Source organism: Rhizobium sp. YTUHZ044 (genome assembly GCF_051123975.1).
Lineage (GTDB): Bacteria > Pseudomonadota > Alphaproteobacteria > Rhizobiales > Rhizobiaceae > Rhizobium.
On record NZ_CP101426.1, the window covers coordinates 2,707,251 to 2,719,571 of the forward strand.

At 61.9% G+C, this 12,321-nt stretch carries 12 protein-coding genes; 6 read left to right on the forward strand and 6 right to left on the reverse strand.

The window, feature by feature from the left end; all coding sequences use genetic code 11:
* Positions 1–101 precede the first annotated feature (101 nt).
* Positions 102–1,751 (reverse strand): energy-dependent translational throttle protein EttA, encoded by a 1,650-nt coding sequence (gene ettA / locus NL154_RS13515; RefSeq protein ID WP_210630592.1) that lies wholly within the window; start codon positions 1,749–1,751, stop codon positions 102–104.
* A 97-nt stretch (positions 1,752–1,848) separates the two neighbouring features.
* Complete coding sequence (locus NL154_RS13520) at positions 1,849–2,589, reverse strand: ribonuclease T2 family protein (RefSeq protein ID WP_221145584.1); 741 nt, start codon at positions 2,587–2,589, stop codon at positions 1,849–1,851.
* Between the two features lie 257 nt (positions 2,590–2,846).
* Here NL154_RS13520 and NL154_RS13525 point away from each other — a divergent pair, with 257 nt between their 5' ends.
* Genes NL154_RS13525 through NL154_RS13540 form a run of 4 tightly spaced genes read left to right on the forward strand, consistent with a single transcriptional unit; the run spans position 2,847 to position 7,642 of the window.
* Positions 2,847–3,776 (forward strand): alpha/beta fold hydrolase, encoded by a 930-nt coding sequence (locus NL154_RS13525; protein ID WP_434732811.1) that lies wholly within the window; start codon positions 2,847–2,849, stop codon positions 3,774–3,776.
* Between the two features lie 17 nt (positions 3,777–3,793).
* Positions 3,794–4,750: a DMT family transporter gene (locus NL154_RS13530; protein WP_434732812.1), complete on the forward strand. Its 957-nt coding sequence runs from the start codon at positions 3,794–3,796 to the stop codon at positions 4,748–4,750.
* A gap of 17 nt (positions 4,751–4,767) precedes the next feature.
* Positions 4,768–5,970: a CaiB/BaiF CoA transferase family protein gene (locus NL154_RS13535; protein WP_434732813.1), complete on the forward strand. Its 1,203-nt coding sequence runs from the start codon at positions 4,768–4,770 to the stop codon at positions 5,968–5,970.
* A 13-nt stretch (positions 5,971–5,983) separates the two neighbouring features.
* Positions 5,984–7,642, forward strand: coding sequence for a thiamine pyrophosphate-binding protein (locus NL154_RS13540; protein ID WP_221122652.1), 1,659 nt, complete (start codon positions 5,984–5,986; stop codon positions 7,640–7,642).
* A gap of 40 nt (positions 7,643–7,682) precedes the next feature.
* Here NL154_RS13540 and NL154_RS13545 read toward each other — a convergent pair whose 3' ends face one another.
* The 3 genes from NL154_RS13545 to NL154_RS13555 all read right to left on the reverse strand — a co-directional run bounded on the left by NL154_RS13545 (position 7,683) and on the right by NL154_RS13555 (position 9,351).
* A complete protein-coding gene (locus NL154_RS13545) occupies positions 7,683–8,027 on the reverse strand; it encodes a RidA family protein (RefSeq protein WP_097593761.1) in 345 nt (114 codons plus the stop codon).
* A 73-nt stretch (positions 8,028–8,100) separates the two neighbouring features.
* On the reverse strand, positions 8,101–8,439 hold the full coding sequence (locus NL154_RS13550; protein WP_221153416.1) for a TIGR01244 family sulfur transferase: 339 nt from the start codon (positions 8,437–8,439) through the stop codon (positions 8,101–8,103).
* Positions 8,440–8,511: 72 nt separating this feature from the next.
* Positions 8,512–9,351 carry a DUF4432 family protein gene (locus NL154_RS13555; protein WP_221122651.1) on the reverse strand — a complete coding sequence of 280 codons (840 nt, stop codon included), beginning with the start codon at positions 9,349–9,351 and terminating at the stop codon, positions 8,512–8,514.
* Positions 9,352–9,436: 85 nt separating this feature from the next.
* Here NL154_RS13555 and NL154_RS13560 point away from each other — a divergent pair, with 85 nt between their 5' ends.
* Both NL154_RS13560 and NL154_RS13565 read left to right on the forward strand, forming a co-directional pair.
* A complete protein-coding gene (locus tag NL154_RS13560) occupies positions 9,437–9,724 on the forward strand; it encodes a hypothetical protein (protein ID WP_405049217.1) in 288 nt (95 codons plus the stop codon).
* A 230-nt stretch (positions 9,725–9,954) separates the two neighbouring features.
* Positions 9,955–11,355: a L,D-transpeptidase gene (locus NL154_RS13565; RefSeq protein WP_434732814.1), complete on the forward strand. Its 1,401-nt coding sequence runs from the start codon at positions 9,955–9,957 to the stop codon at positions 11,353–11,355.
* Positions 11,356–11,431: 76 nt separating this feature from the next.
* Here the strand turns inward: NL154_RS13565 and NL154_RS13570 are convergent, their stop codons facing one another.
* Positions 11,432–12,130, reverse strand: coding sequence for a ParA family protein (locus NL154_RS13570; RefSeq protein ID WP_221102473.1), 699 nt, complete (start codon positions 12,128–12,130; stop codon positions 11,432–11,434).
* Positions 12,131–12,321 lie beyond the last annotated feature (191 nt).

A 12,321-nucleotide genomic window follows, 5' to 3' on the forward strand; every position in this document is an offset into this window, starting at 1 on the left:
ATTCGCACTGTTCGCGAAATTGCCTGCGCAAATTGCGACGGGGTCTGACACGAAAAAGCCCCGGTCGAACCGGGGCTTCGGAAGCAGAAATGAAGCAGGGATCAGCGTGTCAGGCGCTTATGGGCCTGGCTGCCCGGATTGAGCGCATCCGGGCCGAGGCGACGGACCTTGTCCTCCTCATAATCCTCGAAGTTGCCTTCGAACCATTCGACATGGCCCTCGCCCTCAAAAGCCAGGATATGCGTCGCCAGGCGGTCGAGGAACATGCGATCGTGGCTGATGACGATGGCGCAACCGGCAAAATTCTCAAGCGCGTTCTCAAGGGCGCCAAGCGTTTCGGTATCAAGGTCGTTGGTCGGCTCGTCGAGCAGCAGAACGTTGCCGCCGGATTTCAACATCTTGGCGAGGTGAACGCGGTTACGCTGGCCGCCCGAGAGACTGCCGACCTTCTGCTGCTGATCGCCGCCCTTGAAGTTGAAGGCGCCGCAATAAGCACGGGAGTTCATGTCGAACTTGCCGAGCTTGATCACTTCGGCGCCGCCGGAGATTTCTTCCCAGACGGTCTTGTTGGGATCGAGCGCATCGCGGCTCTGGTCGACATAGCTGAGGTGCACGGTTTCGCCGATCCGGATCGTACCACCATCCGGCGTTTCCTGGCCGGTGATCATCTTGAACAGCGTCGTCTTTCCGGCGCCGTTCGGACCGATGATGCCGACAATGCCCCCCGGCGGCAGCTTCAGCGACAGGTCGTTGACCAGCGTGCGGCCGTCGAAGCCCTTGGTGATGCCCTCCATCTCGATGACCACCTGACCGAGGCGCTCGCTCACCGGGATGATGATCTGCGCGTCGCCGGGACGCTGCTTCTCGGCCGCCTCCACCAACTGCTCGTAGGATTTGATACGCGCCTTCGACTTGGCCTGGCGAGCCTTCGGGCTGGAAGCAATCCATTCCTGCTCGCGGCTGATCGCCTTCTGGCGTGATGCCTCTTCGCGGTTTTCCTGCAGCATGCGCTTGGCCTTGGCCTGCAGATAGGCGGAGTAGTTGCCTTCATAAGGGATGCCGCGGCCGCGATCGAGTTCGAGGATCCAGCCGGTGACGTTGTCCAGGAAGTAGCGGTCGTGGGTAATCATCATCACGGCGCCGGGATAGTCGCGCAGGTGCTTTTCGAGCCAGGCGATGGTTTCGGCATCCAGATGGTTGGTCGGTTCGTCGAGCAGCAGCAGATCCGGCTGCGACAGCAGCAGACGGCAGAGCGCGACGCGGCGGCGCTCACCACCGGAAAGATTGGTGACATCGGCATCGCGCGGCGGGCAGCGCAGGGCTTCCATCGCCATCTCGACCTGGCTTTCCAGATCCCAGAGGTTCTGGCTGTCGATGATGTCCTGGAGCTTCGCCCCCTCTTCCGCGGTCTCGTCCGAGTAGTTCATCATCAATTCGTTGTAACGATCGACGATCGCCGTCTTCGCGGCAACACCTTCCATGACGTTCTCGAAAACCGTCTTGGTGGGGTCGAGTTTCGGCTCCTGCTCGAGATAGCCGACCGTGGCACCCTCGGCGAGCCAGGCTTCGCCGGTATACTCCTTGTCCTGGCCGGCGATGATGCGCAGCACAGTGGATTTACCGGCGCCGTTCGGTCCGAGGATGCCGATCTTGGCATCCGGGTAGAAGGAAAGGTGGATGTTCTCCAGGATCTTCTTGTTGCCATAAGCCTTGTTGAGGCCGGACATATGATAGATGAATTGACGTGCCATGCTGCGCTGCTCCGGACGGGAAACTTCGTTTCGTGCCGCTATGTAGGCGAAACAGCGCCTGTGAGCAACGCCGAAACCCGTTTACGCCGGATTCCGGTCAGAAGCCCGCCGCATCGACAACGCCCTCGTCACAGCCGAACGTGGTTTTTCCCGCTCCCTGGATCAGATCGGCAAGGCCCGCGCTTTTTGCCGATGCCGTTCCCGCATCCGCAGACAGGCCGATCGTCAACTCGCTGATCACCCTGACATTGCCGGCTCGCCGGCAGCTCATCTTGACGCGCTCGCCCGCACCCGGCCCGAAGCTCTTGTCGAAAGCAGCCTTGATCGCCTCGGCCTTGACCGCCTTGCCGATATTGGCGGCAAAGAGATCGCGCACGGCCGATGTATTGAGCGCATCCACTAAATGGACGCCGACGCCGAAATAATCCTCAACGCTCATTTTCGTGCAGGTGCCATGCTTTATCCATTCGTGCCGTTCAAGGCCGGACTGGGTGCCGGGCATTGCCTTTGCAAGCGACGCCTGCGTCTCGGCCGAAAGCGCAACCGCGGGCAATGTATCCCATTTGCCGTCCTTGTCGGCAGCCTTCTGGTCCTCACTGACGCCGCAATAATCCTGCCGCATCGGCCACAGGCCGTGCAGCGAGAAATTTGTCGCGTCATGGCGCTCGCCGGTCTGGCTGGCGCATTCGGGCTTCTTCTGGTTCGTCTGGCAGAAGGCGGGCTGCCAGCTCGCAGCAAGAATGAAACGGGTACGGCCATCGGCCTCCTGCGCCACGGCAGCGCCGGCAAGGATCATCGACAAGGCGAACGTAAAGGTACGCAACTGCATGCTGCTCATTTCAACCCCCAAAGAAGAACAATGCAGGAACAGATAAGCACAAAGAGTAAACGGCAGCAACCCTGAATCGCAGCCGTGCCGAAATTTGTTATCGACTGCGCGTCGCCGGAAACAGCTGACTATTGCGGGGACCTCACTGTCTTAGAGTTACGCGAGCACCGTGTCGCACTTATAGTTGCAGCATATTCGCTTAAATCGATTCCGCTTTAAGGAATTATGCAGTAGCGATCTGCTCTGCTGGGGCGGGGAGGATCCGGATGTTTTCTGATACGCAAAGACTCGCGATAGGGGAAGCGTCTCTGGCCTATCACCATGCCGAGGCTACCCACCCGGCGCGCGGCGTCCTGTTGATATCGCACGGCCTGGCGGAGCATTCGAAGCGGTACGGCCGCTTTGCCGCGGCGATGGCGGCGCGCGGCTACCACGTCTATGCCCATGATCACCGCGGCCACGGCGAGACGACGGCGCCCGACGCGCCGATTGGCCACTTCGCCGGCCGGGATGGCGTCGACCGGGTGATCGGCGATGTCCTTGCCGTGCGCGCCCATGCGGCCTCGCGCCATCCCGGCCTGAAGGTGATCCTCTTCGGCCATTCGATGGGCGGCCTCATCGCGCTCAATGCCGCCGTTACCGCTCCGACCGGCTTCGACGCTGTCGCCGTCTGGAATTCGAATTTCGCCGTCGGCCTTGCCGGCAGAGCCGCCCAGGCGATCCTGCTCGCCGAGCGGATGCTGAAGGGCTCCGACGTGCCGAGCGGCCTCTTGCCGAAGCTCACCTTCGGAGCTTGGGGAAAATCGATCCCGGACCGCCGCACCGAGTTCGACTGGCTGTCGCGCCATGCCGATGAAGTCGACAAATATATCGCCGATCCGCTCTGCGGCTTCGATGCTTCGGTCTCGCTCTGGCTCGATCTCTTCGAACTGACGTTTCGCGCACCGCAGAAGCTCCATCTCGACCGGCTGCCGCGCGACATGCCGATCCATCTGGTCGGCGGCGGCGAGGATCCGGCGACGGAGCGTGGAAAAGCCGTCCTCTGGCTGTCAACCCATTTGAAAGCGCAAGGCTTCTCTCGTATCAGCACTCGGATATATCAGGACATGCGGCATGAAACACTGAACGAGATCGACGCCGACGCGGCGACCGCCGCCTTCGCGGACTGGTGCGACCAGGCACTCGCAAGATCCTGAGCCAGAGAGATCCCATCATGAGCAGCACCTCCGCCCGCCCCGCTTCGTCCGCCCCCGAAGTGACGACCGGGCTTGCGCTGATGTTTCTTTCGGTGATGTTCTCGCCGCTCATCGACATCTTCGCCAAGCTTGCCGTCGTCACCGTCCCCTCCGCCGAGATCACCGCCGGCCGCTTCCTCGTGCAAGCGCTCTGCATGCTGCCGATCGTGCTATGGCGGCGCAGCTTTACCGATTTCTCGTGGCGCCAGAGCCTGTTCCACGCCATCCGCGGCTTCGTCATCACCGTCTCGATGATCTCCTTCGTCACCACGCTGAAATATATGGCGGTCGCCGACGCGATCGCGATCTTCTTTATCGAGCCGATCATCGTGACGATCCTCGGCGGCATTTTCCTCGAGGAGACGATCGGCTGGCGGCGCTATACCGCCTGCGGCGTCGGCTTCTTCGGGGCGATGCTGATCATCCAGCCCAGTTTCGAGGAGGTCGGCTACATCGCGCTCCTGCCTGTCGTCAGCGCGCTCTGCGTTGCGATCTTCGTGTTGATGACCCGCGTCCTCTCGCACCGGGAGGACCCCTGGTCGATGCAGTTCCAGATGGGCATCTGGGGCTTGCTCTTCTGCGCTTTCCTGCTTTTTGTCGGCGAAGGACGCGGCTCCGATCTCTTCGATCCCGTCATGCCTGCAGGCAGCGCCTGGTTCTACGTGGCCGGCGTCGGCGCCATGGCCGCGATCGCTGGCATCCTCGGCGTCTATGCCTTTCGTGCGGCACCGGCGTCGACGCTGGCGCCGCTGCAATATTTCGAGATCGTTTCGGCAACGATCTTCGCCTGGCTTGTTTTCGGCGATTTTCCGGATGCGATCAAATGGCTCGGCATCACGATCATCATGGCGTCGGGCTTCTACATCCTCTGGCGCGAGCGCCGCTTTGCTTCAAAGCCGGTATCCGATACATCTGAGGTGACGCTGGCGCCGTAGACACCGACGGGAGGAACATGACCGAGACCGCGACGAACATGCCGCCGCTTGCCGGCATCCGGGTGATCGAGCTTGCCCGCGTGCTCGCCGGCCCCTGGGCGGGCCAGATGCTTGCCGATCTCGGCGCCGACGTCATCAAGGTGGAAAATCCCGACGGTGGCGACGACACCCGCCAATGGGGCCCGCCCTTCGTCGAAGGTGCCGACGGCGAAAATCTCTCGGCCGCCTATTACCACGCCGCCAATCGCGGCAAGCGCTCAATCACCGCCGACCTCAAGAGCCCTGGAGGCCAGGAACTCGTCCGTCGTCTCATAGCCACAGCCGATGTGGTGATCGAGAATTTCAAGGTCGGAGGCCTCGTCAAATACGGGCTCGATTACGACAGCCTGCGCAAGCAGAACCCGAGGCTCGTCTATTGCTCGATCACCGGCTTCGGCCAGACCGGCCCCTATGCCGGTCTCGCCGGCTACGATTACATCGTCCAGGGCATGTCCGGCTTCATGTCGATAACAGGCGAGCCGGACGGCCAACCGATGAAGGCGGGCGTGGCGATCGCCGACATCTTCACCGGCATCTATGCCGTCTCGGCGATCGAGGCCGCTCTGATCCATGCCTTGAAAACCGGACAAGGCCAGTTGATCGACATGGCCCTGCTCGACGTGCAATCGGCTGTCCTCGCCAATCAGAACATGAATTACCTCATCTCCGGCGCAGCACCGACCCGCCTCGGCAACGCCCATCCGAACATCTCGCCCTATGAGGTCGTGCCGACGGCCGACGGTTATCTCATCCTGGCCGTCGGCAACGACGGCCAGTTCCGCCGCCTGTCTACCATCCTCGGCCTGGAGACGATCGCGGATGACGAGCGTTTCTCCACCAACAAGGCCCGCGTCGCCAACCGCGGCGAGGTGCGCCGCCTGATCTCCACGGAGACGCTGAAATGGCAGAAGGCGGATCTCCTGAAGGCCTGCGAGCAGAACGCGGTTCCATCGGGCGCGATCAACACGATCGAGGAAATGTTCGCCGACCCGCAAGTGAAGGCTCGCGGTCTGCGCATCGACCTTGCCGATGCCGCCGGCACCGTCATCCCCGGGGTCAGGACGCCGGTGGGGCTGTCGGAAACACCATTGCGCTACGTCAGGCCGAGCCCGCGTCTCGGCGAACACAGGGAAGAAATTCTGGCGGAACTCGCCGAGCTTGAGAGGAAGACATCGTCATGAAGAAGGTATCATTATGAAACAAACGGGCGGGGAACTGATCGTCGAGGCGCTGAAGGCGAACGGTGTCAAACGCCTCTCCTGCGTGCCCGGCGAGAGTTTCCTCGCCGTGCTCGACGCCTTGCGTGACAGCGATATCGACGTCCTCGTCTGCCGGCAGGAAGGCGGGGCGGCGATGATGGCGGATTGCTGGGGCAGGCTCACCGGCGAACCCGGCATCTGCATGGTGACCCGCGGCCCCGGCGCCACCAACGCCTCCGCCGGCCTGCATATATCAAGGCAGGATTCGATCCCGATGATCCTCTTCATCGGCCAGGTGCAGCGTGATGCACGTGAGCGCGAGGCCTTCCAGGAGGTCGAATTCCGCCGCGCCTTCACCGAATTCGCCAAATGGGTGGGTGAAATCGACGATGCCGCCCGAATTCCCGAATTCGTCACCCGCGCCTTTGCGATCGCAACCTCCGGCCGTCCCGGCCCCGTGGTGCTGACGCTGCCGGAAGACATGCTGCGCGACGAGGTCGAGGCGCCCCTCGCCAGGCGTTATGCCAACGTCGAGGCGCATCCCGGCCCCAGCCAGATCGACGATCTCTATCTGCGTCTGCTCAAAGCTGAGCGACCGGTGGTGATCCTCGGCGGCACGCGCTGGGATGCCGATGCCGTCGCCGATTTTGCAATCTTCGCCGAGCGTTTCCAATTGCCGGTCGGCTGCTCCTTCCGCCGGCAGATGCTGTTCGATCACCTTCATCCCTGCTATGCCGGCGATGTCGGCATTGGCATCAATCCGGCGCTCGCCAAGGAGATCAAGGAGAGCGACCTGGTGATCCTGCTCGGCGCCCGCATGTCGGAAATGCCCTCGTCGTCCTACACGCTGATCGACATCCCCTACCCCCAGCAATCGCTGGTCCACGTCTATCCCGATGCGTCCGAACTCGGCCGTATCTATCGCCCGGATCTGGCGATCTGCGCGGCACCGGCCGATTTCGTCGCTGCACTTACCGATCTGAAAGCGCCGACCGAGCCGCACTGGGCGGAGCGCACGGAGCGCATGCACCAAGCCTATCTCGCCTGGTCGAAGCCGCCAGCGATAGGTCCTGGCGCTGTCCATATGGGACCGATCATGGAGTGGCTGGAGGCGAATACCAGGCAGGACGCAATCTTCACCAACGGCGCCGGCAACTATGCCACCTGGCTGCATCGCTTCCATCGTTTCCGCCGCTTCAACACCCAGGCCGCGCCCACCTCCGGCTCGATGGGTTACGGGTTGCCCGCCGCGGTGGCCGCCAAGCGGCTTTTTCCCGAGCGTGAGGTCATCTGTTTTGCCGGCGACGGCTGTTTCCTGATGCATGGCCAGGAATTCGCCACCGCCATCCGCTACGGTCTGCCGATCATCGCAATCGTCGTCAACAACGGCATGTACGGCACGATCCGCATGCATCAGGAGCGCGAATATCCCGGCCGCGTCAGCAGCACCGATCTCACCAACCCCGACTTCGCGGCCCTTGCCCGCGCCTATGGCGGCCACGGCGAGACGGTGGAAAGCACGGAGGAATTCGCCCCGGCTTTCGAGCGCGCGCGAAGAAGCGGCAAACCGGCGATCATCGAGGTGAAGCTCGATCCGGAAGCGATCACACCGACCAGAACGCTTTCGGAAATCGCGCAAACAAAAAGCCGGTAAGGGCGCCCCACCGGCTTTGAGAGACGGAACTGCGGCGAACTTAGTCGAGCGCAGCCGTAACGATGAACTCGACCTTGTATTTCGGCGCGGCGAGCTTGGCTTCGCTGGTGGCGCGTGCCGGCGGATTGGCCGGATCGATCCAGGCTTCCCAGGCTGCGTTCATCTCGCCGAAATAAGCGATGTCGGAAAGATAGACGAGGGTCTGCAGGATCTTCGACTTGTTACTGCCGGCGGCCGCCAGCAGACGGTCGACTTCGGCGAGCGCAGACTTGCACTGATCGGTGACGCTTTCGCCCTCACCCACCTGGCCTGCGAGGTAGACCGTGTTGCCGTGAATGACGGCGCCGCTCATGCGCGCGCCGACGTCGATACGCTTAATGCTCATTATCGTCTCCTGCATCAATGAAAGGTGCCGGCGCTGAGGTTCAACGCCGGAAGTAGGAGCCCGGAAAGGGCGGTTAATTGCGGATATGCTGAGTTTTCTGATAGATCGCCGTCGAGCGCGCGCCCGAGCGGCAATAGCCAAGCATTGGCCGCGGGAATTCGTCGAGCGCGTCGACCATGCCCTGCACTGCCTCTTCGGTCACGCCCATCGGTCCAACCGGCACATGAGCGATGTCGAGTCCGAGCTCTTTGGCACGCGCCTCGATGACGGAAAACGACGCCTGGTCGTGGCTTTCATGGTCGGGGCGATGGCAGACGATCGATTTGAAGCCCAACGCCTTGATCTCATCGAGGTCCTCAAGCGTGATCTGTCCCGAAACCGAATATTCATCGTCGATCTGGCGAATATCCATCGTCTTGTCTCCTCAAAGATCGTGGGCTGAAGGTCTACGACGGGAGGCCCGCAAGCGTCAACAACACTTCACTCACAGGAAGGCAAAGGTCAGCGCATAGCTGCGGCTTTCGCCCGGGGCGAGCATGTTGAATTCACCGGCCGCATGAAGCTCGTCGCGCAATACCCAGCGATGCGACACCGGCTCGATGCCGATAATATGAGCGGGCGCCTTCTGGTTCCGCCAAACCTGCAGATAAGGCAGCGTATCGGCGCGGAAGCGCACGTTGAGCGTCCTGCCGCCAATTGCGGCGATCGGCCCGAGCCGGACTTCCGCCGAGCCCTCCTCCGTCGCCGTCGCCGGCACACAGAAGATGCCGCCGGGCTCCTCGCCGAATGTCCAGGGGAAGCCGCCATTCTCCAGCATCCGGCCTTCGAGCCGCGTGCCGTCGTCCAGCCATTTGCCGCCGACATTCATATGGTACATCAGGAAGGTCGGCACCGCCTGATCGCTGGTATTGATAACCCGGTCTTCGAGCCGCACCTCGCCGTTCGCGCCGTCGATCCGCCACAGCCGCTCGATGCGCTGCGGCAGTCCCTCGACCGTGGTAATGTCGATATCGGCGCGGCATTCGGCATTGCCATTCTCGTGTTTCGTCCACAGGATCTTGGCGGCGTGGCCGGAGGCCGATCCGTGCAGCGGATAGACCTTGCCGTCGGCACGGCCGGCGATCGGCTGGCGATGGCGGATATGGTCCGGGCCGCAGGTGAAGAGGAAACCTTCGAGCGAGTGATCGATTCGCGGATCGCCATCGTCCGGAATGGCACGCTTTGGCGCAATATCGACGCCGTCGACAATGCATCCGCCGATATCGAGCACCGATGTTTCATCCAGCATCAGGCGCGGCCCGCTTGCAGCGGCAAATTCGATCATCTCGGTCTCCTCAAGGTTAGCGGCCGCCGTAGCGTTAGAGCTTTTCCGGGTTAGATTGCAGCATTCTGTTGGCTCAAACGGTCGGATGGTCGACCGGCCGGCGCGCGTCGTAGCCAAGCTCTACGGCCAAGCCGGCCGGTCGATCAGCCGCCCTGTTTCAGCCAACCCTCCCGCAAATTTGGCTGGCAAATCTGCAAGACTTTGGAATCGCCGGACGCACATCGCTTCGCCACGGCGAAGCGGTGCGGCCGGTGGGCCGGGCATGTTTCCGCCAGGATCAGAGGCGATCGGCTCGGACGTACCTTGGGGTATGCCCTTCGCCAATCGCCTTTGCCCTGACGAAAACCTGCTCCGGCAGAATGCCGCAGTCTAACCCGGAAAAGCTCTAAGTTTCGCGCCCTCTTTCGTCAATCGCGCCGTTCTCCTCTTGCGCTTTTGCCGCAACCGTGGATTTTGCGGAACGGACACAAGGATGCAAACGTTTATGAGTAAAAGGAAATCTTAGGGATTTTCATATTTTGTTCAGCACGCTTTCATAAATTCCACACTAGCGTCAAAATTCGCGGGTGTGTGTCGGCCCAGTCACTGTTCGAGGTGTGAGACGTGAATCGCTTTTTGAAGTCGGCATTTTCGCTTGCGGCCGTGCTGGCAGCCGTTGCGGCTGCAGCACCGCAGGCCGGCGCGCAGCAGTTTCGTGACCGTCGCCAGAGCGATGTCGTGCTGGTCACGCCGAACGGCGAAATCCTCGATTATGTCCCGCGCGGCTTTGCCTATGCCCGCGACCGCAGCGGCAACCGCGTGCTGATCGACGCCTACGGCAACGTCGTCGCCACCGAAATGCGCGCCCGCGGCTACTATCCACCACGGCCCGGCCCGCGCGAGGTTTATACCGACCAGGGTGGCAACGATCCCTATTATGCCGACGACAATTCCTATGGCGATACGCGTTATTCCGAACGCGGCGCCGTCACCGGTGGCATTCCGCGCGACGCTGCAATCGAGCGCCTGCCGCTCGGCGAGGAGCCCTATCCGAAGGACAACAGCATTGGCAATCCGCAATCGGGCGACGATTACGCTTCGATCGATCCCGATCAGCAGATCCCGCCCGCCGATGCGCCGAAGGCAGCACCCGACGAGCCCGTGATCACGCTGAAGAACAAATCGAAGCCCGAGATCGTCGCGCTGCAGGTCTTCCTCGACCGCGCCGGCATCTCTCCCGGCGTCATCGACGGGCACATGGGCTCGAACGTCACCAAGGGCATTTATGCTTACGACCAGATGACGGGGTCAAAGCTCGACCCCAACGACACCGATGCCATTCTGGAAGAGCTGCGCATGAACGGCGGCCTGCCCGTCGTCAGCTATACGATCACGCCGGCCGATGCCGCCGGCCCCTTCGTCGCGGAGATCCCGGAAGATTATTCGCATAAGGCGCTGCTGCCGTCGCTCGCCTATACCTCGACCACTGAAATGCTGGCCGAGCGTTTCCATATGGACGAGGCCTTCCTCAAGGAGATGAATCCCGGCGCCGATTTCAGTGTTCCCGGCACGGTGATCAAGGTCGTCAATCCCGGCGAGATGAAGACCGGCGAGGTCGCCCGCATCATCGCCGACAAGGGGCGCAAACAGGTTTTCGCCTATGACGGCGCCGGCAATCTTATCGCCGCCTACCCGGCTTCGATCGGCTCAACCGACACCCCCTCCCCGTCCGGCACGGTGACGGTCGAGCGCGTCGCGTTCAATCCCGGTTATACCTACAACCCGAAGATCAACTTTCAGCAGGGCGCCAACGACAAGATCCTCAACATTCCCCCAGGCCCGAACGGCCCGGTCGGCACCGTCTGGATGGCGCTTTCCAGGCCGACTTACGGCATCCACGGCACGCCGGAGCCCTCCAAGATCGGCCGCACCCAGAGCCACGGCTGCATTCGCCTGACCAACTGGGATGCAACCGAGCTTGCGAAAATGGTCAAGCCCGGTGTGACGGTCGAGTTCGTCGACTGAGCCAAAGCCAAACTGGTCACAAACGATAAGGCCGCCGGATCGCCCCGACGGCCTTTCTGTTTCAATGCTTGGGTATTCAGGCCGCCGTCGCCATGCGAGCCGAGGCTGTCAACCGAACAGGCACCTTGCGCATGATTTCCTGGGCGAAACAGGCGGCGTTCTCACGCGCCTTGTCGAGATTGCTGACGCGCGTGGGGTCCATGGTCTGCAGCGTGCCGCCACAGTCGAAGATGTCGCGGAAGGCCGAACGTTCGATAATCGCCGTGTCCAGCACCGGCACGTGCCGCTCGCTGAGCAGCGACTTGACGAGTTGCAGCGCCCGGGTCGTCACCATCGAGCTGACGCGGGTCAGCACCACCGAATGGCCGATCTTGATGCCTGCCTTCTCGTCCAGATACTGCAGCAGTTCGAGCACCTGCGCGCCGCCGCGCGCATCCATGGCACAGCCCTGGATCGGGATCAGTACATGGTCGGAAAGACCGACGGCGGTGGCAAGCAGCGGATTGCGCGCGCCCGGCAGGTCGACGATGAAATAGTCGGTATTATGCTTGTTTTCGCTGATATGCTGCGGCAGCGAGGCGGTCGTCACGAAATCGATCACTGAAATATTAGGCACGTGCCCCGATATCTCGTGCCAACGTGAAATCCAATGCTGCGGATCGGCATCCAGAATGGTCACGCGATAGCCCTGACGGGCAAGCTCGGTCGCGAGCAAGAGAACAGCGGTCGTCTTGCCGGCGCCGCCCTTGGTATTTGCGAATGTAATGACTGGCATGTTCGGTCCTCGGAGGAAATGGCGCGAGCCGGCATCGCTCTTGTGCGCACTGTCGGAGCATCGTGCGGTTAACCCATCCTTTACAATCATGGTTAACAAATTGCGAACGCGCGCGGCGAAATTGCAGGCGGTATTTTTCACATCCCTAAAATTCAGGATGCCTCCAAAATGAAAGAGCCCGGAAAGCAAGA

Excerpts from the sequence above, each read along its gene's own strand:
- ettA (WP_210630592.1), bottom strand. The coding sequence starts at position 1,751 with ATGGCACGTCAATTCATCTATCATATGTCCGGCCTCAACAAGGCTTAT.
- NL154_RS13520 (WP_221145584.1), bottom strand. The coding sequence starts at position 2,589 with ATGAGCAGCATGCAGTTGCGTACCTTTACGTTCGCCTTGTCGATGATC.
- NL154_RS13525 (WP_434732811.1), top strand. The coding sequence starts at position 2,847 with ATGTTTTCTGATACGCAAAGACTCGCGATAGGGGAAGCGTCTCTGGCC.
- NL154_RS13530 (WP_434732812.1), top strand. The coding sequence starts at position 3,794 with ATGAGCAGCACCTCCGCCCGCCCCGCTTCGTCCGCCCCCGAAGTGACG.
- NL154_RS13535 (WP_434732813.1), top strand. The coding sequence starts at position 4,768 with ATGACCGAGACCGCGACGAACATGCCGCCGCTTGCCGGCATCCGGGTG.
- NL154_RS13540 (WP_221122652.1), top strand. The coding sequence starts at position 5,984 with ATGAAACAAACGGGCGGGGAACTGATCGTCGAGGCGCTGAAGGCGAAC.
- NL154_RS13545 (WP_097593761.1), bottom strand. The coding sequence starts at position 8,027 with ATGAGCATTAAGCGTATCGACGTCGGCGCGCGCATGAGCGGCGCCGTC.
- NL154_RS13550 (WP_221153416.1), bottom strand. The coding sequence starts at position 8,439 with ATGGATATTCGCCAGATCGACGATGAATATTCGGTTTCGGGACAGATC.
- NL154_RS13555 (WP_221122651.1), bottom strand. The coding sequence starts at position 9,351 with ATGATCGAATTTGCCGCTGCAAGCGGGCCGCGCCTGATGCTGGATGAA.
- NL154_RS13560 (WP_405049217.1), top strand. The coding sequence starts at position 9,437 with ATGGTCGACCGGCCGGCGCGCGTCGTAGCCAAGCTCTACGGCCAAGCC.
- NL154_RS13570 (WP_221102473.1), bottom strand. The coding sequence starts at position 12,130 with ATGCCAGTCATTACATTCGCAAATACCAAGGGCGGCGCCGGCAAGACG.